The sequence below is a fragment of the Shimia ponticola genome (assembly GCF_007995215.1).
GTDB lineage: Bacteria > Pseudomonadota > Alphaproteobacteria > Rhodobacterales > Rhodobacteraceae > Shimia_B > Shimia_B ponticola.
The window spans coordinates 825,374-844,280 of the sequence record NZ_VCDK01000003.1 but is presented as its reverse complement, the minus strand read 5'-3'; the positions used below and the strand labels follow the sequence as shown (position 1 = coordinate 844,280).

General features: G+C 59.4%; 19 protein-coding genes. 14 read left to right on the top strand and 5 right to left on the bottom strand.

What is annotated here, in order from left to right; genetic code table 11:
- Nucleotides 1–12: 12 nt before the first annotated feature.
- The gene (locus FE702_RS07455; protein ID WP_147125616.1) at nucleotides 13–1,227 is read right to left on the bottom strand and encodes a multidrug effflux MFS transporter; all 1,215 of its coding nucleotides are present in this window, start codon (nucleotides 1,225–1,227) and stop codon (nucleotides 13–15) included.
- Nucleotides 1,228–1,389: 162 nt separating this feature from the next.
- On the opposite strand from FE702_RS07455, the gene FE702_RS07450 reads away from it, so the two are divergent.
- The 8 genes from FE702_RS07450 to FE702_RS07415 all read left to right on the top strand — a co-directional run bounded on the left by FE702_RS07450 (nucleotide 1,390) and on the right by FE702_RS07415 (nucleotide 8,331).
- The gene (locus FE702_RS07450) at nucleotides 1,390–2,922 is read left to right on the top strand and encodes an acyl-CoA carboxylase subunit beta (RefSeq protein WP_147125615.1); all 1,533 of its coding nucleotides are present in this window, start codon (nucleotides 1,390–1,392) and stop codon (nucleotides 2,920–2,922) included.
- 67 nt (nucleotides 2,923–2,989) lie between these two features.
- Nucleotides 2,990–3,385, top strand: coding sequence for a RidA family protein (locus FE702_RS07445; RefSeq protein WP_222611792.1), 396 nt, complete (start codon nucleotides 2,990–2,992; stop codon nucleotides 3,383–3,385).
- A 472-nt stretch (nucleotides 3,386–3,857) separates the two neighbouring features.
- Complete coding sequence (locus FE702_RS07435) at nucleotides 3,858–4,205, top strand: DUF6497 family protein (RefSeq protein ID WP_147126162.1); 348 nt, start codon at nucleotides 3,858–3,860, stop codon at nucleotides 4,203–4,205.
- Between the two features lie 214 nt (nucleotides 4,206–4,419).
- Nucleotides 4,420–4,575, top strand: coding sequence for a hypothetical protein (locus FE702_RS18585; protein WP_186827018.1), 156 nt, complete (start codon nucleotides 4,420–4,422; stop codon nucleotides 4,573–4,575).
- Nucleotides 4,576–4,644: 69 nt separating this feature from the next.
- Entirely contained in the window at nucleotides 4,645–5,001 is a 357-nt protein-coding gene (locus FE702_RS07430; RefSeq protein ID WP_147125613.1) for a hypothetical protein, read from the top strand.
- 124 nt (nucleotides 5,002–5,125) lie between these two features.
- Nucleotides 5,126–5,326: a hypothetical protein gene (locus FE702_RS07425; protein ID WP_147125612.1), complete on the top strand. Its 201-nt coding sequence runs from the start codon at nucleotides 5,126–5,128 to the stop codon at nucleotides 5,324–5,326.
- Between the two features lie 110 nt (nucleotides 5,327–5,436).
- A complete protein-coding gene (locus FE702_RS07420) occupies nucleotides 5,437–7,482 on the top strand; it encodes an acetyl-CoA carboxylase biotin carboxylase subunit (protein ID WP_147125611.1) in 2,046 nt (681 codons plus the stop codon).
- Nucleotides 7,483–7,491: 9 nt separating this feature from the next.
- Entirely contained in the window at nucleotides 7,492–8,331 is an 840-nt protein-coding gene (locus tag FE702_RS07415) for a hypothetical protein (protein WP_147125610.1), read from the top strand.
- Between the two features lie 13 nt (nucleotides 8,332–8,344).
- Here FE702_RS07415 and FE702_RS07410 read toward each other — a convergent pair whose 3' ends face one another.
- Nucleotides 8,345–8,863, bottom strand: a complete 519-nt coding sequence (locus FE702_RS07410; protein ID WP_255449619.1) for a DUF4174 domain-containing protein — start codon at nucleotides 8,861–8,863, stop codon at nucleotides 8,345–8,347.
- A 141-nt stretch (nucleotides 8,864–9,004) separates the two neighbouring features.
- Here FE702_RS07410 and scpA point away from each other — a divergent pair, with 141 nt between their 5' ends.
- The 6 genes from scpA (at nucleotide 9,005) to FE702_RS07380 (ending at nucleotide 14,416) form a co-directional block, all read left to right on the top strand.
- A complete protein-coding gene (scpA, locus tag FE702_RS07405; protein WP_147125609.1) occupies nucleotides 9,005–11,128 on the top strand; it encodes a methylmalonyl-CoA mutase in 2,124 nt (707 codons plus the stop codon).
- Nucleotides 11,129–11,262: 134 nt separating this feature from the next.
- On the top strand, nucleotides 11,263–11,862 hold the full coding sequence (locus tag FE702_RS07400; RefSeq protein ID WP_147125608.1) for a VOC family protein: 600 nt from the start codon (nucleotides 11,263–11,265) through the stop codon (nucleotides 11,860–11,862).
- The gene (locus tag FE702_RS07395) at nucleotides 11,859–12,326 is read left to right on the top strand and encodes a GNAT family N-acetyltransferase (protein ID WP_147125607.1); all 468 of its coding nucleotides are present in this window, start codon (nucleotides 11,859–11,861) and stop codon (nucleotides 12,324–12,326) included. The genes FE702_RS07400 and FE702_RS07395 overlap by 4 nt, the downstream gene beginning before the upstream one ends.
- Before the next feature lie 32 nt (nucleotides 12,327–12,358).
- On the top strand, nucleotides 12,359–13,039 hold the full coding sequence (locus tag FE702_RS07390; RefSeq protein ID WP_147125606.1) for a molecular chaperone DjiA: 681 nt from the start codon (nucleotides 12,359–12,361) through the stop codon (nucleotides 13,037–13,039).
- Nucleotides 13,040–13,046: 7 nt separating this feature from the next.
- Nucleotides 13,047–14,063 carry an endonuclease/exonuclease/phosphatase family protein gene (locus FE702_RS07385; RefSeq protein ID WP_186827017.1) on the top strand — a complete coding sequence of 339 codons (1,017 nt, stop codon included), beginning with the start codon at nucleotides 13,047–13,049 and terminating at the stop codon, nucleotides 14,061–14,063.
- A gap of 14 nt (nucleotides 14,064–14,077) precedes the next feature.
- A complete protein-coding gene (locus FE702_RS07380; RefSeq protein WP_147125605.1) occupies nucleotides 14,078–14,416 on the top strand; it encodes a hypothetical protein in 339 nt (112 codons plus the stop codon).
- On the opposite strand, the gene FE702_RS07375 is transcribed toward FE702_RS07380, so the two are convergent.
- From FE702_RS07375 to FE702_RS07365, 3 genes are read right to left on the bottom strand one after another with little or no spacing between them, the layout of a single operon-like run.
- Nucleotides 14,413–15,948: a Ppx/GppA family phosphatase gene (locus FE702_RS07375; protein WP_147125604.1), complete on the bottom strand. Its 1,536-nt coding sequence runs from the start codon at nucleotides 15,946–15,948 to the stop codon at nucleotides 14,413–14,415. The two genes, FE702_RS07380 and FE702_RS07375, sit on opposite strands and share 4 nt — an antisense overlap.
- Nucleotides 15,949–15,992: 44 nt before the next feature.
- The gene (locus FE702_RS07370; protein ID WP_147125603.1) at nucleotides 15,993–18,161 is read right to left on the bottom strand and encodes an RNA degradosome polyphosphate kinase; all 2,169 of its coding nucleotides are present in this window, start codon (nucleotides 18,159–18,161) and stop codon (nucleotides 15,993–15,995) included.
- Between the two features lie 58 nt (nucleotides 18,162–18,219).
- Entirely contained in the window at nucleotides 18,220–18,906 is a 687-nt protein-coding gene (locus tag FE702_RS07365) for a P-loop NTPase family protein (RefSeq protein ID WP_147125602.1), read from the bottom strand.
- Nucleotide 18,907: the final 1 nt, after the last annotated feature.

Genomic DNA, 18,907 nt, shown 5'->3' with positions numbered 1-18,907 from the left:
GGGTTTGCAAATCTATCCAGTGACCTGTGCCTCACGCCGGATGACGTAGACGATCATCAAGAGCGAAAGGATCGCGCTCGCGACCATAAGTGCGAGCAGGGGGAAAGCACCGGTGCCGGGGCCGAGCAGCGCGCCAGCGAGGGCAGAGAGTGCCGCGCCGCCCACGGTCATGAAGGCACCTGCAACACCAGATGCGCTGCCCGCGAGATGGGGTTTCACGGACAAAAGTCCTGCCATGGCATTAGGCAGGACCATGCCATTGCCGAGGCCCACAAAACACATGAACCCAAAGAAGCTGAGCGGCGTGGGTGTGCCGGTCACGAAGAGGATGAGCGACGCAGAGAGGCCCGTAGCCATCACTGCCGCGCCGATCAGGATCATCGTGTTCACGCCGACGCGTTCGGAAAAGCGACCAGAGATATAGTTGCCGACAAAATACCCAACGGCGGGTGCGCCGAAATAATAGCCGAAGACGTCAGGGGTGAGGCCGAAGACCTCGCTTCCGACAAAAGGTCCGCCGCCGAGGAAGGCAAAGAAGGTGCCTGCGCCAAACATCATAGCAAATGTGTAGCCCCAGAACCGGCGCGAGGTGAACAATTCGGGGTATTGCTTGAACTGGGCGGCGAAGCTTGCCGATTGGGTGGTGGAGGTTTCTCCGAAATCGAACCACGTGATGATGCCGACGATGGTGGCCAATCCGGCCATGACCCAGAACGTCGCCTGCCAATTGAAGGCTGTGTCCAGTTCGCCCCCGATGGCAGGCGCAATCATGGGAATCACTGACATGGCCATGGTCACGTAGCCAATCATGGAGGCAGCTTGCAGTTGACCCACCATGTCGCGAATGGCTGCGCGACCCAGGACAAGCCCGACCGAGATCACCGATTGCAGCATCCGGAAGGCCAAGAAGACTTCGATGGATCTTGCCAGCGCGCAGCCGACAGATGCGATGGCAAAGATGATGACGCCGCCCAAGATGACCGGGCGACGGCCAAACCGATCCGAGAGTGGGCCAACGACGATTTGCAAAAGCCCGTTCATCATCAGAAACAGGCCAACGGACAATTGCATGACGCCATAGTCCGTTTGGAAAAAGGTCGTCATATTCGGCAGTGACGGCAGAAACATGTTCAGAGCCAGCGACGACACAGCCGCCAACGCAATCAGCGTGGAAATATGCGGATGGCTGTTGCGGTTGAGGTAAACGGGGCGGCTGGCGGTTGTCATGATCCGGACCTAGGCCTGTGGCGCGCAAGTGTCGATGGCATCGGTACAATTCGCAGATTTGCAAATATTCCAACTCGCTCGGCAAATAGTTTGCAAATTCGCTGGATATTTCTTTTCCGCAGTGCAGCACTCCTTTAGGGTGCGCGGTCAAGAGAGGTGCCCATGAAAGATATCCTGAACGAACTTGAAGACCGTCGCAACGCTGCCCGCATGGGTGGCGGAGAGCGCCGGATTGCATCGCAGCACGCCAAGGGCAAGTTGACCGCACGCGAACGCATTGAGCTCTTGCTGGACGAAGGCAGCTTTGAAGAGTTCGACATGTTTGTGGCGCACCGCAGCACGGATTTCGGGATGGAAAAGAACCGTCCGGCGGGCGACGGTGTCGTGACCGGTTGGGGCACGATCAATGGGCGTATGGTTTATGTATTCAGCCAGGACTTCACCGTTCTGGGTGGGTCGGTGTCGGCCACCCATGCGCAAAAAATCTGCAAAATCATGGATATGGCCGTACAGAACGGCGCGCCTGTGATTGGCCTGAACGATTCAGGTGGTGCCCGGATTCAGGAGGGCGTCGACAGCCTTGCTGGCTATGGCGAGGTTTTCCAACGCAACATCGTCGCCTCTGGTGTCGTGCCGCAGATCAGCGTGATCATGGGGCCATGTGCGGGCGGCGCTGTGTATTCGCCTGCGATGACCGACTTCATCTTCATGGTCAAAGACAGCTCTTACATGTTTGTCACCGGCCCCGACGTGGTGAAAACGGTGACGAATGAGGTCGTGACGGCCGAAGAACTGGGCGGGGCGTCGACCCATACCAAGAAATCCTCGGTCGCTGATGGCGCGTTTGAAAACGATGTCGAAGCGCTGGCAGAGGTGCGGCGTCTGGTGGACTTCCTGCCGTCGAACAACCAGCAGAAGGCGCCGACGCGTCCGTTCTTTGATGATCCGGCCCGCGTGGACAGCAGCCTTGATACGCTGGTGCCTGCGAACCCGAACACGCCCTACGACATGAAGGAACTGATCCTGAAGGTCGCGGATGAGGGGGATTTCTACGAGATCCAAGAGGATTTCGCCAAGAACATGATTACCGGTTTCATTCGTATGGAAGGGTCCACTGTGGGTGTGGTCGCCAACCAGCCGATGGTTCTGGCGGGTTGTCTGGACATCGACTCGGCCCGCAAGGCCGCGCGCTTTGTGCGCTTCTGCGATGCGTTTGATATTCCGATCCTGACGCTGGTCGACGTGCCTGGCTTCCTGCCCGGGAAGAGCCAGGAATATGACGGGATCATCAAACACGGTGCGAAGCTGCTCTATGCCTATGGCGAAGCGACGGTGCCGAAGGTGACCGTGATCACGCGCAAGGCCTATGGCGGAGCCTATGTGGTGATGTCATCGAAGCACCTGCGCGGTGACTTCAACTACGCATGGCCGACCTCAGAGATTGCCGTCATGGGTGCGAAGGGGGCTACTGAGATCATCCACCGTGCCGACCTTGGTGACGAAGAAAAAATCGCGCAGCACACGGCGGACTACGAAGACCGGTTCGCAAACCCGTTCGTGGCCGCAGAGCGTGGCTTCATCGACGAGGTGATCATGCCGCAATCGACACGCCGCCGGGTGTGCCGGGCCTTTGCGTCGCTTCGGACGAAGCAGGCGAAAATGCCGTGGAAGAAGCACGATAACATTCCGCTCTGATCTCTGATGGGGGCTTTGCCCCCGTCCTTCGGACTCCCCCAGAGTTTTTTGGGAAAGATGAAGACCTATGGCTGATCCACAGTTTCACATGATTTCCGGCGGCCCACGCCCGGTGGCCCCGTTCTCGCACGCCGTTGAAACCGATGGCTGGGTGATCTTGACCGGCCAAATGCCGACCGACCCTGAGGCCCCGGATGCGGCGTTGCCGGAGGGGATCGAGGCGCAGACGCGGCAGGTGATGGAGAATTTGGAGATCGTGCTCCAGGGCGTCGGGCTGGATCTGTCCCATGTGCTGCAGTGTCGGTGTTATCTGACCGAGTTCGAACGCGATTATGCGGCATTCAATGAGACCTATCAGAGTTTCTTTCCGGCCGACCGGCGGCCAGCACGGACGACAATTGGGGTGACGGCTCTGGCCGTTGGTGCGCTGGTTGAGATTGACTGCGTGGCGAAGCGTCCGTGAAGTTGAAGCGGTGGCATATCACGCGGGACGCAGGCAGCGTCACGATCAGCCGGGGACCGAACCCGCGCTTTGATGTGAGCGCGGAGGCGCAGTTTCCGGAATGCGACCCTCTACGCCTGGCTTTACAGATTCGGCAGGACCTGTGGCGCAGGCTGCAAGGGCTGCGCGGATTTCGTCCAGTGGTATGTACTATGACATGTCCATCAGGGCTGACGGTCCGCGCGGGCGGAGAATTTTCAAAAAACCGCCCAAGCCTGCGACATGTTAGCGATAATATCGTTGATCTTTTGGGCAATACGGATAATCGTCGCCGCTGGGTCAACTGGGCATCCAAAGGCAGCAGCCGGGGGATGCAGACATGAGGACCCACCGGATTACCCGCACATTGACCGCGGGTCTTGCAGCCCTGACCGGGAGGACCCGAGAGATCGGGGGTCGGGGCTGCACACTTACCCTGACATCGCTGATGGTTATGGCTGCACCTGCGACGGCGTTTGATGTGCCGTCGGGGCAAGAGCTGACGTTCCAAGAGAGCTTCTACGAAGAACAGGCGGATGGAGCGCTTTGGGCCCGATATCGCTTTGTCATGCCCGCCATCGCGCGCGGTGGTGACGTTGGCTATGCCGAGGTCGCCGACGACTTTGTGCATCTGTGCGAAGTCTACGTATTGCCGGGACTGGATGCAGAGGACTTACCCGTCCAGATTGTAATCAGCCTGTCGGACCGTGAATCGGAGTTTGGCGTGCCAACGCCTGACGCGACCCAGTTTTTCGAAGCATTTCGTATTGAAAACGGCGCCTGCATCTGGGAGGGTTTTTAATGACTCCACAATATGTTGCGGCTGACTTCTCATGTGGACAACTTTTTGCGGCTTTCCCGTCACAGGCCCCGAAAGCGCCCTGCAACGGATACAATTTTGCCTCAATTTGCCCTATTCTGGCCACAGGTTACCCCCAAGTGACCGTTACCTCGTATGAACGGCCAGAAAGGCGCTTAGACGCCTGCGGTCGTGTGGACAGAAGCAGGAGACATCCATGTCTAAGAGCATCAAAGTTACCGTCATGCTGGGCCTCGTTGCCCTCGCAGCGGCATGCGCGCGTCAAACCAACGACGCAGCTGTCGAAGAATTTGTCGTCGTCGATCCAGCGCCGATCAGCGTTGAGCCGACCTTCACCGGCAAATACAAGTAAGACATCCCCGGGGCAGGCGGTCACGCCTGTCCCGACCCCTAATCACCGCCCCAACCGGAGGGTCGTGTGATGGAGAAACATCGCGGTTTCCCAGGCCGCCTTCCGGGCACCGATTATCAGTTCCTGATCCGCCGTCCCGCCAAGGGTACGCCGACCAAGATCATTCAGCGCGAGCGCTACGCGGATCGTCGTCCAGCGGACCGCCGGGCGGATGAAGGGTTTATGGCCGCGCTTTGGGCGCAGTTTGGCGACGAGCCGTTTGTACGGGGCAATCTGGATGCCGGGCGTCTGAGCTGGCTCTTTGGGCGCGAGGTGATCGCCGCTGAGGATCCGTTTGATCCCGAGAGCTATGACGCACTGATGAAGATCGACGAGGCGCGGGCGCGGGCCAGTTTCCCAAAAGTCTTTGAAGAGGCGGATTGGTGATGGGCTCGGCAAACTATCGCCCAACGCTCTGGATAGAGGCCGGGAACTTTGCGCTTAACCCGGCGTTGGTCAAAGGTTACACTGTCTGTGGCGTGATTTTGACGCCTAATGAAGGAGATAATCTATGCAGGCCCTTAAATTCATTGCTGCCTTTGCTGCTGTCGTCACCCTTGCGGGCTGCCTCGACAACGATCTGGAACGCGGCGTCGCTGGTGCGGCGGCTGGTGCGGTCGTTGCGGACGCGACAGGCAATGACGGCACGACCGGCGCCATCCTTGGTGGTGTGGCCGGCGTGTTCTGCGACGACGCAGGCATCTGTAACTAAATCTGACACAGGTTCGGTTGATCAGACCGGACAATCTACACTTCTTCAGAACCCCTGCAGGCTGAACGCCTGTGGGGGTTTTGTCGTTCGACGGAAAGGACCGCATCCAAATGTTTGACAAGATCCTGATCGCCAACCGTGGCGAGATTGCCTGCCGCGTTATCAAGACCGCGCGTAAGATGGGCATCAAGACGGTGGCCGTCTATTCGGATGCCGATGCGCAGGCGCTGCATGTGCAGATGGCGGATGAGGCGATCCATATCGGGCCGCCGCCTGCCAACCAGTCCTACATCGTGATCGACAAGATCATGGATGCGATCAAGCAATCGGGCGCGCAGGCCGTGCATCCAGGCTATGGGTTCCTGTCGGAAAACAAGCTTTTTGCCGAGGCTTTGGAGGCCGCTGACGTGGCCTTTATCGGGCCACCAGCGGGCGCGATTGAGAGCATGGGTGACAAGATCACCTCGAAGAAGATCGCGCAGGAGGCCGGGGTGTCGACGGTACCAGGCTACATGGGCCTGATCGAGGATGCCGAGGAAGCGGTCAAGATTTCGAACGAGATCGGCTATCCGGTGATGATCAAGGCCTCTGCCGGGGGCGGCGGTAAAGGCATGCGGATCGCCTGGAACGATGACGAAGCGCGCGAGGGCTTCCAGTCGTCCAAGAACGAGGCTGCCAACAGCTTTGGCGATGATCGGATTTTCATCGAGAAATTCGTCACTCAGCCGCGCCACATCGAAATTCAGGTGCTGGCGGACCAACACGGCAACTGCATCTACCTTGGCGAACGCGAATGTTCGATCCAGCGACGGAACCAAAAGGTTGTTGAAGAGGCACCGTCTCCGTTTCTGGATGAAGCCACCCGCAAGGCGATGGGCGAGCAATCCGTCGCACTGGCCAAGGCGGTGGGCTATGCCTCTGCCGGGACAGTGGAATTCATCGTGGACGGTGAGCGGAATTTCTATTTCCTTGAGATGAACACCCGTCTGCAGGTGGAACACCCTGTGACCGAACTGATCACCGGTGTTGATCTGGTCGAACAGATGATCCGTGTTGCCAACGGTGAGCCGCTGACAATGACGCAAGATGACGTGACGCTGACGGGCTGGGCGATTGAAAACCGCCTCTATGCCGAAGATCCTTATCGTGGTTTCCTGCCGTCGATTGGCCGTCTGACCCAGTATCGGCCCCCGATCGAAGTGGCTGCTGGACCGATGGCGGAGGCCGGGACTTGGCACGGCGACGCGCCTGAGGGCGAAACCGCGGTGCGCAACGATACCGGCGTCTATGAGGGCGGCGAGATCAGCATGTATTATGACCCGATGATCGCGAAACTCTGCACATGGGGTGCGGACCGTCCGGCAGCGATTGAGGCGATGCGCAATGCTCTGGACGGGTTCGAGGTCGAAGGCATCGGTCATAACTTGCCGTTTGTGGCGGCGGTGATGGATCATGAGAAATTCACCAGCGGCAACATGACCACGGCCTTCATCGAGGAAGAGTATCCAGATGGCTTTGAAGGTGTGACGCTGGATGATGGTCAGCTGCGCCAGATCGCGGCGGCCTGTGTGGCAATGCATCGCGTGGCTGAAATTCGCCGCACGCGTGTGACGGGTCGCATGGACAACCACACGCGTCGCGTTGGGAATAACTGGGTTGCGACCCTGCAAGGTGAGGAGTTCGCCGTCGCGGTCGCGGCCGATCAAAGCGGTGCGGATGTAAGCTTTGATGATGGGTCTGTGATGCGTGTCGAGAGCGACTGGACCCCGGGGCAAACGCTGGCACGTGTCAGCGTGGACGGTGCGGAGATCGCGCTTAAGGTTCGCAAAATCACAGGTGGGTTCAACATTCGGTTCCGCGGAGCGGATCTGAAGGTCCATGTGCGTAGCCCACGGCAGGCGGAATTGGCCAAGCTGATGCCTGAGAAACTGCCGCCGGATACGTCGAAGATGCTGCTGTGTCCGATGCCGGGCCTGATTGTAAAGGTCGATGTCGAAGTCGGCGACGAGGTGCAGGAAGGGCAAGCGCTTTGCACGGTGGAAGCCATGAAGATGGAAAACATCCTGCGCGCCGAAAAGAAGGCCACGGTTACCAAGATCAACGCAGGTGCTGGCGACAGCTTGGCCGTTGATGATGTGATCATGGAATTCGAATAAGGCCACGCCTTGCGGTTTGTCCTGCATATCGGCGCACATCGCACAGGCTCGACCCTGATCCAGGGCGCGCTTTGGACGGCGGCACACAAAAACGCCGCCGCCAAATGCGCGTATTGGGGGCCGCACCGCCTGCGTCAGATGCAGGAGTTTCCGCGCGTCACAGAGCAATGCAACGAAGCCGGACAGGCCACGACCGTAAAGGCGGTGAACCGCCATACGAAGGTCCGCCGCAACATCACCCGTTGGTTTGAAGAGCAAGAGGGCAAGGGCACTAAGACGATCATCGTGTCGGAGGAAAACATGATCGGCACGATGGAGCGCAATATGCGCGAAGGCGTGATCTATCCCACCATAGAGGCGCGGCTGGCGGCCTATGCACAGGTCTTTCCGCAGCGTCCTTCGATGATTGGTCTTGGGCTGCGCAGCTATGCGTCGTGGTGGACGTCGAGCTATAACTACATTCACGGTGGCGGGCGCGAGGTTCCTGATCCGGCCAAGCTGCGCGAAGATGCGCTCAGGATGGTTCACGGCTGGCCCGCCGTGGTGGCCAGCGTGCGGCGCAGTTTCCCGGACAGCAATCTGGTCCTATGGCAGCAGGAATGCCTGAACGACGTGAGCGAACGGATTGTTGCGACGCTGTCCGGCGCCCCGCGCAAGGGACTTGAGGTCAACAAAAAGCAGGTCAACACCGCCGCGTCGCGTGGCTCGGATGTGACCTTGTTCACGCCCGAAGACATCGAAGCTCTCGACGCGGCTTATGCCCGCGATATTGAGGTCTTGCAGCGACCAGAAGATGGTGTCCGGTGGTTGGCCCCGGCGGAGACACCGGCACAGGCAGGTGCCGTATGAGGCGTGCGACCTATCAGCGTGCGCCGCGGCGCTCCTGTATCTCGCGCTGGCGGATGGGCATCTTGTCGATGGTGCGGCCGATTTCGCGCATGTCCCAAGGGAAAGGCTTGCGAAGTTTGACGCCGCCATCCTTTCCGATCAGCACCATCATGAAGCCGCGTGGGCGCAATGCGCGCCGCAGGTCTGACAACGCGTCTGGGTCAGTGTCCGTGATCAATACGATGTCACGATCTGTGACCTCGTCCATCTCTTCGCCAAAGTATTCCATTTGTGTCTGGAAGGCCGGGTCAAGCGGGCTGTCGGCAAAGATGATGATGGGACGCGCACGCCATTTGAAGTCGTCGAGATCAACGTCCGGCGCGGCGAGTATGACAGTACGGTCAGCCTCCCATGCGGCGACGGGATCAAGCGGCACCTCAGGCGTGTCGGCGGTACCAACCACCGGGCTGACGACGGCCTCTTGCGCCGAAACGAGACTTGGGGCTGCGGTGGCCAATACGGCGGCCAATGCTGCAATCAGATGTGTTTTCACGGACCACTTCCTTTCGCCACACCATATAAGCGCGAATTCGCACGGGGCGAAGGATTGGGACCGTCTTCTTTTTGAATTGTCACGGGTTTGTGCCCGGATGAGCGCTGTTCCGTTGGGGCAGCCAGCCGAAAGGACCGCAATATGACAGAGAAATATGACAGCTGGAAAGCGATTGCCGAGAAGGAGCTTCGTGGACGCCCGTTGGACGATCTGACGTGGGACACGCTGGAAGGCATCAAGGTCAAACCTCTTTACACCGAGGACGACGTGGCGGGGCTTGATCGCGGTATCCCAGGCGAGGGGCCCTTCACGCGTGGTGTGAAGGCAACGATGTATGCGGGCCGTCCGTGGACGATCCGGCAATATGCAGGGTTTTCAACGGCCGAAGAGTCCAACGCGTTTTACCGCAAGGCTCTGGCTGCTGGTCAGCAGGGTGTTTCCGTTGCCTTCGATCTGGCGACGCACCGAGGCTATGACAGTGATCACCCGCGCGTTGTCGGCGATGTGGGCAAAGCGGGCGTGGCGATTGACAGCGTCGAAGACATGAAGACGCTGTTTGACGGCATTCCGCTGGAAAAAATCAGTGTTTCCATGACGATGAACGGCGCAGTTATTCCTGTGCTTGCATCCTTTATCGTGGCTGGTGAGGAACAGGGAGTGGATCGTGCGGCCCTTTCTGGAACGATCCAAAACGACATTCTCAAAGAATTCATGGTGCGGAACACGTATATCTATCCGCCAGAGCCATCGATGCGGATCATCGCGGATATTATTGAGTACACGTCGAACGAGATGCCAAAGTTCAACAGCATCTCGATCAGCGGCTACCACATGCAGGAAGCTGGCGCGAACCTTGTGCAAGAGCTTGCTTACACCTTGGCCGACGGGCGCGAGTACGTTCGCACGGCATTGGCTGCAGGCATGGACGTGGATAAGTTCGCCGGGCGTCTGAGTTTCTTCTTCGCCATTGGCATGAACTTTTTCATGGAGGCCGCCAAGCTGCGCGCGGCGCGGATGCTGTGGCACCGGATCATGTCAGAGTTTGAGCCGAAGAACCCCAAGTCGCTGATGCTGCGCACCCACTGCCAGACGTCAGGCGTGAGCCTGCAGGAGCAGGACCCCTATAACAACATTGTGCGCACGGCGTTCGAGGCGATGAGCGCGGTTCTGGGTGGCACGCAGTCGCTGCACACCAACTCGTTTGACGAGGCGATTGCGCTGCCGACCGAGTTCTCGGCGCGGATTGCGCGGAACACGCAATTGATCCTGCAAGAAGAGACGGGCGTGACCAACGTCGTCGATCCGCTTGCGGGCTCGTACTATGTCGAGGCCCTGACCGAGGAACTCGCCAACGAGGCGTGGAAGCTGATCGAAGAGGTCGAAGAGATGGGCGGCATGACCAAGGCCGTGGCCTCTGGCCTGCCCAAGCTGAAGATCGAAGAAAGCGCGGCGCGCCGCCAGGCCATGGTCGACCGGGGCGACGAAGTTGTCGTCGGTGTGAACAAGTACCGGCTGGAGAAGGAAGACGAGATCGACATTCTGGATGTCGACAACGTCGCCGTTCGTGAACAGCAGGTCGCCAAGCTTGAGAAGATCAAGGCGACCCGCGATCAGGCGGCCTGTGACGCCGCATTATTGGAACTGGGCCGCGTGGCCGAAGAGGGCGGCAATTTGCTTGCCGCTGCAGTCGAGGCTGCGCGCGCACGCGCGACCGTTGGGGAGATTTCGCTCGCTATGGAAGGAACATTTGGACGCCACCGGGCGGAAGTGAAGACGCTCGCGGGTGTCTATGGCGCGGCTTATGAGGGCGACGAAGGGTTCGCGGCCATTCAAAAGGCTGTGGATGTGTTTGCCCAGGAAGAGGGGCGTCGTCCCCGGATGCTGGTCGTGAAGATGGGGCAGGACGGGCATGACCGGGGGGCCAAGGTCATCGCGACAGCCTTTGCGGATATTGGCTTTGACGTCGATGTAGGCCCGCTGTTCCAGACGCCGGAAGAGGCGGCGCAGGATGCGATTGACAACGACGTGCATGTCGTGGGCATTTCCTCGCAGGCGGCAGGTCATAAGACGCTTGCGCCGAAGCTGATCGAGGCGCTGAAGGCGGCGGATGCTGAGGACATCATCGTGATCTGCGGCGGTGTCATTCCTCAGCAGGATTATGAGTTCCTGAAAAACGCGGGCGTGAAGGCGATCTTTGGCCCCGGGACCAATATTCCAGAGGCCGCCCAAGACATTCTGCGGATTATTCGCGAAACGCGGGGGTAGGTGCCAGGGCGACCCCGCCATCTGACGATGCCATTTGATGATCGCTGGGCCCGCCCACCTGTCCCAATGATACGTTGCCGGGCCTTGTGGCTCTGCGGTGTTTGTCCTTTGATGCGCAAAACGCGGAGGGGCGGATGCAGTTTGAGTTGGACCACATCGTGTTGGCTACGACAGACTTGGCGCAGGGCGTGGCGGATATTGATCTGCCGTGGCTGCCCGGCGGGGTGCATGTGGATTTCGGCACGCATAACCGGCTGCTGTCTCTAGGCCCCAAAGACTATCTGGAACTGATTGCCGTTAATCCGGACGCGCCGCCGCTGGGAAAGACCCGCTGGTATGACATGGACCGTTTCGCGGGCCCGACGCGGATGCAGAACTGGGTGCTGCGGACCGATGATCTGGAGGCGGCTGTTACCCAATTGGGCGCGAGCTTTGGTGTGATCCATGAGCTTTCTCGCGGCGCGTTGCGGTGGCGAATGGCGGTGCCGGAAAGCGGTGTCTTGCCGTTCGACAACTGCGCGCCCGCGTTGATCCAGTGGGATACGCCGCCGCCGATGCCGGCCTTGCAGGATCAGGGCCATCGGTTGACGGAATTGGTGGTGTCGCACCCGCAGGCAGATGCGCTGGCCAGCCTCTTCAATGATTTTGAAGATGAGCGGGTTCGGTTTTCGACCGGCGACGCGGGTTTGCGGGTGACTTTGGCTGGGCCGGACGGTGCGGTGGTATTGCCATGATTGTCCGGCTGGCTGGCGAGGCAGACCTCACTTCTGTTGCGGACATCTGGAACGATGTCATTCGCAACACGCTTCAGACCTTTACGACCGCTGAAAAGACGGTCGCGGGCCTGCGCGACATTGATCCGATCTACGTGACCGAAGTGGATGGCGCGGTTGTGGGGTTTGCCTGCTATTTCCCGTTTAGGAGTGGTCCGGGATATGCACGCACGATTGAGCATTCGATTTATCTGGCACCCGAGGCGCAGGGACGCGGTGCGGGGCGCGCGCTGATGCATGCGATTGAGGATCACGCCCGCGCGGAGGGCCATCATGTGCTGATCTCAGGGATGAGCGCGGCCAATCCGGGGGGGATCGCGTTCCATGAAAAAATGGGGTTTGAGGTGATGGGGCGCCTGTCTGAGGTCGGCTACAAGAATGGACAATACATTGACCTTGTGCTTGCGCAGAAAATCCTGTCCTGACACCCGCAGCTGTTCCCGCTAACGTATCGCCCATGTCGATTTGGTCCCGCATCGCTGACGCCTTGTCTGCCCTTACCCAAGGGGAAGGGTTAGGTGCCGTTTTTGACAAGCTGCGCACGCCGCCTGAGCGGACCGTGGGTTTTGCAATCGCGGTGATTGCGCTCGGCGCGAAGATGGCCAAGGCGGACGGGCATGTGACCAAGGATGAGGTCACAGCGTTTCGCGAAGTGTTCCACATTCCGCGCGCGGAAGAGGCGGGCGCGGCCAAGGTGTTCAACCTCGCGCGGCAGGATGTGGCGGGCTTTGACACCTACGCCACCCGCATCAAGGTGATGTTCGGCGATGAGATGCAGGCACTCTACGACCTCATGGAGGGGTTGTTTCACATCGCGATGGCCGATGGTGAATACCACCCGAAAGAAGATGACTTTCTGCATCAGGTCGCTGACATCTTTGGCCTGAATGAACGTGAGTTTCGGGGAATGCGCGCGCGATTTGTGCCCGATGCCGTGCCGGACCCGCATGATGTTTTGGGGATCGCTCCGGATGCCAGCTATGACGAAGCCCGCGCAGCATGGCGGGCGCTGGTGCGCGAGACGCACCCAGATCGCCTGATCGCGCGGGGCGTGCCGGAGGAGGCGGTCAAGATCGCCGAAAAACGGATGATTGCCATCAATCAGGCATGGGACGAGATTTCCATGAAGCCGCATTAGAGGTCACATGATCCGGATTGCCACCTACAACGTCGAATGGTTTGACGCCTTGTTTGATGATGATGGCAATCTGCTGTTGGACGACGAACGGTCGGGTCGCCATGGCGTGACACGCGCGGCGCAGGCAGATGCTGTGGCGCGGGTGTTTCAAGCCATGGATGCCGATGCAGTGATGGTTATCGAAGCTCCGGATCATGGCCGCAAGCGAAAGACGGTTCCCGCGTTGGAGCGGTTTGCAGAGACCTATGGGTTGCGCACCAGCGAGGCGATGATCGGGTTTTCGAATGACACGCAGCAAGAAATCGCGCTGCTTTATGACCCGGCCAAGATGACGCCGCGCCATGACCCGCAGGCCAGCACCAACGCACCACGCTTTGATCAGCAACTGTCGCTGGATGTGGATGTTGACGCCGTGGGGGATCCGATTGTTTGGTCGAAACCGCCGCTCGAATTGTCTGTAAAGGTCGGCGAGCGAACGCTGCGCATGATCGGCGTGCATGCGAAGTCCAAGGCTCCGCATGGCGCGCGGACACGCGAAGAGGTGATGCGCATCTCGATTGCAAACCGGCGCAAGCAATTGGCGCAGTGTATCTGGTTGCGTCGCAGGGTGGATGACTTGTTGGCGGATGGTGAGGACGTCATCGTTCTTGGCGATTTCAACGATGGTCCGGGTCTGGACGAATACGAAAAGCTATTTGGTCGGTCAGGGGTTGAGATCGTGCTCGGGGAAGACCCCGTTGCGCTGTTTGATCCGCATGCAGCCAAGGCGCTGACGGCACGGTTTTCGATGCCGACAACGGCGCGATTTTGGTTGTCGAATGAAGAGCGGTATTTGCAGGCGCTTCTGGATTATGTGATGGTCTCAGACCGGCTGCGAGCGGGGGCGAAGTGGACGATATGGCATCCGTTCGATCACCCAGCCTGCTTTCGCAATGCAGAGGTGCGAGAGGCCCTGTTGACTGCTTCGGATCATTTCCCGGTCTCGGTTGATTTGCCGATCGAGGTGAAATCCGCAGCGGATTGACCTATATTTTACGCATGAAACGGTTTGTTCTGATTGCTGCGCTTGTGCTGCCAACGGCGGGGATGTCCGAAGAAGACTCTGGTCTCTCACTTATGGAGCGGGGGGCGCAGATGTTTTTTGAAGGGCTTCTTGATGAAATGGAGCCTGCGCTGGACGAGATGCAAAATCTGGCAGAAAGCATGGGGCCGGGGCTTGCACAGATGATGGACCAGATGGGTCCAGCCTTTGCCGATCTGATGGAGCGGATTGACGATCTGTCGAATTATGAGCCGCCGGTGATGTTGCCGAACGGAGATATCATCATTCGCCGCAAGCCGGACGCGCCAGAGATTGAAGGCCCGGTCGAAATCTAGGCAACAGTAATGTCAGTTTCTGCGTTGAGAGCCCCTGCCAGTGACGCAAAACGTGCCTGCGCGACCTCGCCATAGAGCGGTTGGGATTGTTTGGTCAGCGTCAGGCCCAATGTCGTGGTCGCCGCGTCCCAAGACAGCGTCGCTGCCTCGGTCTCACCATCGTTCCACAGCATCGCGCCGAAACGCATCGCTTTGCCGAGCACCTCTGCCGCGTGCAGGTCATCGTCGCTTAGAAGGCTCAGCATGGGTTCAATGCGGCTGCCCTCCCGCTTGTTGCGGTAGCGGTGCATCAGAGCCAGAGCGAGGAACACGCGGTCCGCGTGGCCAAGACCACCTAAATTGGCGCGCGTTGCGTTGTCGAAACACACCTCGGCCCGGTAGTCGGGATGCGCGCGCCACGTCACGTCATGCAGTAAGCAGGCTGCTTTTATAATGCGACGCCGGTCGGCATCGGCGTGCGGAAACAGTGGCATCACGAACTCATAGAGGCGCTTGCCAAATCCGGGGAGGCGAGCATCTTTTTTCTCGGCAAAACGGCAGGCTTCGACCAACGGATCGCGGTCGCGCAGGCGCTGGGGCATTTGCTCGTACAGGAGCCCTTCGCGGATGCCATAAGCTGAGACGGCGATGTCGTAAGGCTTGATGTGTTTCATCAGCCGCGCGAGCACTTCGGAAGCCAGTGGCACAAGGGACATCCGCGCCGACGAGATCCCGCAGGTTTGGCGAAGCGCCTCAATATCTGCGTTAGCGATGTACTCGGCAACGGCCTGAACATCGTCATCCGTCATGCGGTATTCGTGCAAGACATGGAGCGGATACCCGCGTCGTTCCATGTCGATGCGTGCGATGGCGCGCCATGACCCGCCGACAAGGAAAAGCCGGTCCTTTTGCGGCCCGAGTTCCTCCATCATCCGTGCGAGGTGAAGGTCGATTTCATCCTTGCGATCCTCGCGGGATTCAAACGATGCGAGCTTGAGCGGACCAAGAGGCGAGGTCGACCGCTTGCCGACGCGGCCGCCATTGATTTCAGCCAGTTCAAGGGACGAGCCGCCGATATCGCAGACCAACCCGTAGGCCCCTGGCCAGCCAAGCAACACGCCTTGCGCTGAAAGCCGGGCCTCTTCGCGACCGTCGATGACCCAGATGTCGAGGCCGGTGACCTCTTTGATTTCATCCCTAAATGCAGCACCGTCGGATGCGTCCCTGACGGCGGCGGTGGCCACGATACTCAGGTCCTGAATTTTGGCTGTCTTGGCGATTGCTGCAAACCGGGCCAGCGCGGCAACGGCGCGCACGCGTCCTTCTGGGTGCAGGTGGCCGGTTTCGCCCAAGCCGGTCCCCAGCCCACACATGACTTTTTCGTTGAAGAAATAGGCGGGGCTTCGGGCTGCGCCGTCAAAGATCACAAAGCGGACCGAGTTGGAGCCGACGTCAATCACGCCAACGCGGTGCAATGCCCGCGTTGAGACATCATCAAAAAGCGGACGCCCGAAAGGGTCCCAATCATTATTTGCAGGCAAGTCCCCGTCCATGTTTCGAGTTGTGCGCGCCCGAAAGGATTCGGTCAATCGGGCACTTAGTCCTCTGTGTGGGTCAGGATCGGCACATCAGAGGCCCCGGCTGATCCACGGCCCGACAGGGATGGGTTTTCCATGAAAAAGCGGTGGCAATTGAAGTTGAAACCTTCGCCCACCTTGGCACGTTCGAAAGAGCCATCCGGAGCCATGATCCAGGATTGAGCAACATCGGCAAGGTTTGCGGCCATGATTTGGCTCACGATCTGCGCCTTGACCGTTCCGTTGGTGATTTCCACGAGGGTCTCGACACGACGGTTCAGGTTGCGGCCCATCCAGTCCGCAGAGGACATGTAAACCTTGGCCTTTTTTGACGGCAGCCCGTGACCGTTTCCGAAACAGACGATGCGTGAATGTTCGAGGAAGCGACCCACAACCGATTTGACGCGAATGTTTTCCGACAGCCCCTTGATGCCCGGCCGCAAACCACAAATGCCGCGCACGACAAGGTCGATTTTCACGCCTGCTTGGCTGGCTTCGTACAGGGCGTCGATGACCTGTGGCTCGATGAGCGAATTCATCTTGGCCCAAATCTGCGCTGGTTTGCCGGCCTTGGCGAATTCGATTTCGGCGGCGATGTTTTCCAGCAAACGTGGTTTCAGAGTCGTCGGCGAAAGGGCGAGGTTTTCCAACGCGGCCGGTTCGGCGTAGCCCGAGAGGTAGTTAAACACTTTGGCCGCGTCGCGCCCCAATTTGGCGTCACATGTGAACAGGCTTAGGTCCGTGTAAATGCGTGCCGTGTTCGGGTGGTAATTGCCGGTGCCGTAGTGGGTGTAGGTTACGAGGTCGGATCCCTCGCGCCGTACGACCGTGCTGATTTTCGCGTGGGTTTTCAGTTGCATAAAGCCGTAGACAACCGTCGCGCCCGCACGTTCCAGACGGCGGGATTGGCGGATGTTGGCGGCTTCGTCAAAGCGGGCCTTGAGTTCGACCAATGCGGTGACGGACTTGCCGTCCTCTGCTGCCTCGCAAAGCGCTGCGACGATGGGGCTGTCGGTAGATGTCCGGTAAAGCGTCTGCTTGATCGCCACGACATTGGGATCGCGCGCCGCCTGCTGAAGAAAGCGAACCACCATGTCAAAGGTTTCATACGGATGGTGCAGCAGCATGTCCTTGGTGCGCATGGCGGCGAACATATCGCCATCGTGATCCAGCACCCGTTCAGGCACACGCGGTGTAAAGCTGGGCCAGAGCAGGTCAGGGCGGTAATCGCCCACAAGCTCGCCCAAATTTGCCATACCGATCAGGCCGTCCATGTCGACGACCTCTTCTTCCGTGACCTTGAGTTCCTCCATGATCATCGTGCGCAGTGTCTTTGATGCACCGGCAGAGATTTTCATGCGCACGACTTCGCCGCGGCGTCGGCGTTTTAGGGCGGTCTCGAACTCACGCACGAGATCTTCGGATTCCTCTTCGACCTCAAGATCGCTGTCGCGCAGGATGCGGAAGGTGCAGTCTGATTTCAGAGAGTACCCGGGAAAAAGGCTGTCGATCTGAAGGATCACCGCTTCTTCCAGTGGCAGGGCGCGCAATTCGGATTTTTCAGATGGCAGGCGCAAAAAGCGCGGAAGCTGCGCCGGGATCGGCAAGAGCGCCGTCAAAGGCGTCTTGTCGGATTTGCGTTCAAGCTTCAGGGCCAGCGCGAGCCCTTCGTTTGGCAGGAAGGGGAATGGGTGGGCCGGGTCGATTGCCAAGGGGGATAGAACCGGAAAGACTTGCCGCAGGAAGGTGTCGCGCAGCCATGCGAGATCGTCCTTTTGCACACCTTTCCGATCGAGGATGTGCAGCCCTTCCTTCTCCATCTCGGCGCGCAGGGCCGAGAGCGCTTCGTTTTGGCGTGCCATCAGACGCCGCGCGTTTTCGTCGATCAGGACAAGTTGCTCTGCAGGGCTGAGGCCGTCAGCGGCGGGTGTCGTGTTGCCCGCGCGAGCCAGTTCGCGCAGCCCTGCGACGCGGACCGTATAGAATTCATCAAGGTTGCCTGCCGAGATCGACAAGAAGCGGAGCCGTTCGAGGAGCGGCACGCGGGGATTTTCCGCCTCTTCCAGAACCCTCCAATTGAAGCCCAGCCATGAAAGCTCGCGGTTAAAGAACCGGTTGGGTCCGGTCAGGTCTGCGTCGATCGCAACGGGATCGGGAATATCGGCGGTCAGAAAATCTGCTGGGTTCATCGTTTTAGGTCGTTCCGGAAATGGGCAGGGCGCAGAAAGACAGCACCATGCCACAGAATTATGACTGCGTATCGCTGTCCTGCGTCTCTTCCGCCACGGCAGCGAGCGCACGCTTGGCCAGTGTCAGGTTTGCAGGCACCTTTTCCGCGCGCGAGATCGCCTCCATCCGGGCTACGATCGTTGCCGCAGCGGCAAAGGAGCGGTCCATGTGTTTAGTAAGATAGGCTGTCACCCCCGGCTTGGGAATGACCTGACGGTCAGAGAAGTGCTTGAGCAGCAGAGCCTCTAACAATGGTTCGTCCGGGGCTGCGATCTGGGCAATGTGGGTGGCCTGCATCCGGCTTGCCAGATCGGGCAGGTGGATGCCCCAACGCGAAGGCGCAGATTCCGCCGTCATCAACAGGTGCCCGCCAGAGCCAAGCGTGTTGTTGTGCAGGTGAAACAGCCATTCCTCTGCTTCGGCGTTTCCAGCCACTCGGTCGGCATCATCAACGATGGCCATGCTGTGGCCAGAGGTGGGACTGCTACAGGGAGTCAGAAGGTCGACATCATGTGCTTCGGCATGCATGTGGCTGAGATGGGTTTTACCGCTGGATGCCGGGCCTGAGATGACCAGCTTGGACTGCGGCCATGATGCGGGTGCGGCCAACATACCCAGCACTGCTGCATGGCTCGCAGTGGGCAAGAACTGGCTGCGATCATAGGACGTCGCGCTGTCCAGCGGCAGAGGGATTTGGTTGGTCATG

What these genes read in the sequence shown, in the direction of transcription:
- FE702_RS07455 (WP_147125616.1), bottom strand. Translation starts at nt 1,227, where the DNA reads ATGACAACCGCCAGCCGCCCCGTTTACCTCAACCGCAACAGCCATCCG.
- FE702_RS07450 (WP_147125615.1), top strand. Translation starts at nt 1,390, where the DNA reads ATGAAAGATATCCTGAACGAACTTGAAGACCGTCGCAACGCTGCCCGC.
- FE702_RS07445 (WP_222611792.1), top strand. Translation starts at nt 2,990, where the DNA reads ATGGCTGATCCACAGTTTCACATGATTTCCGGCGGCCCACGCCCGGTG.
- FE702_RS07435 (WP_147126162.1), top strand. Translation starts at nt 3,858, where the DNA reads ATGGCTGCACCTGCGACGGCGTTTGATGTGCCGTCGGGGCAAGAGCTG.
- FE702_RS18585 (WP_186827018.1), top strand. Translation starts at nt 4,420, where the DNA reads ATGTCTAAGAGCATCAAAGTTACCGTCATGCTGGGCCTCGTTGCCCTC.
- FE702_RS07430 (WP_147125613.1), top strand. Translation starts at nt 4,645, where the DNA reads ATGGAGAAACATCGCGGTTTCCCAGGCCGCCTTCCGGGCACCGATTAT.
- FE702_RS07425 (WP_147125612.1), top strand. Translation starts at nt 5,126, where the DNA reads ATGCAGGCCCTTAAATTCATTGCTGCCTTTGCTGCTGTCGTCACCCTT.
- FE702_RS07420 (WP_147125611.1), top strand. Translation starts at nt 5,437, where the DNA reads ATGTTTGACAAGATCCTGATCGCCAACCGTGGCGAGATTGCCTGCCGC.
- scpA (WP_147125609.1), top strand. Translation starts at nt 9,005, where the DNA reads ATGACAGAGAAATATGACAGCTGGAAAGCGATTGCCGAGAAGGAGCTT.
- FE702_RS07400 (WP_147125608.1), top strand. Translation starts at nt 11,263, where the DNA reads ATGCAGTTTGAGTTGGACCACATCGTGTTGGCTACGACAGACTTGGCG.
- FE702_RS07395 (WP_147125607.1), top strand. Translation starts at nt 11,859, where the DNA reads ATGATTGTCCGGCTGGCTGGCGAGGCAGACCTCACTTCTGTTGCGGAC.
- FE702_RS07390 (WP_147125606.1), top strand. Translation starts at nt 12,359, where the DNA reads ATGTCGATTTGGTCCCGCATCGCTGACGCCTTGTCTGCCCTTACCCAA.
- FE702_RS07385 (WP_186827017.1), top strand. Translation starts at nt 13,047, where the DNA reads ATGATCCGGATTGCCACCTACAACGTCGAATGGTTTGACGCCTTGTTT.
- FE702_RS07380 (WP_147125605.1), top strand. Translation starts at nt 14,078, where the DNA reads ATGAAACGGTTTGTTCTGATTGCTGCGCTTGTGCTGCCAACGGCGGGG.
- FE702_RS07375 (WP_147125604.1), bottom strand. Translation starts at nt 15,948, where the DNA reads ATGGACGGGGACTTGCCTGCAAATAATGATTGGGACCCTTTCGGGCGT.
- FE702_RS07370 (WP_147125603.1), bottom strand. Translation starts at nt 18,161, where the DNA reads ATGAACCCAGCAGATTTTCTGACCGCCGATATTCCCGATCCCGTTGCG.
- FE702_RS07365 (WP_147125602.1), bottom strand. Translation starts at nt 18,906, where the DNA reads ATGACCAACCAAATCCCTCTGCCGCTGGACAGCGCGACGTCCTATGAT.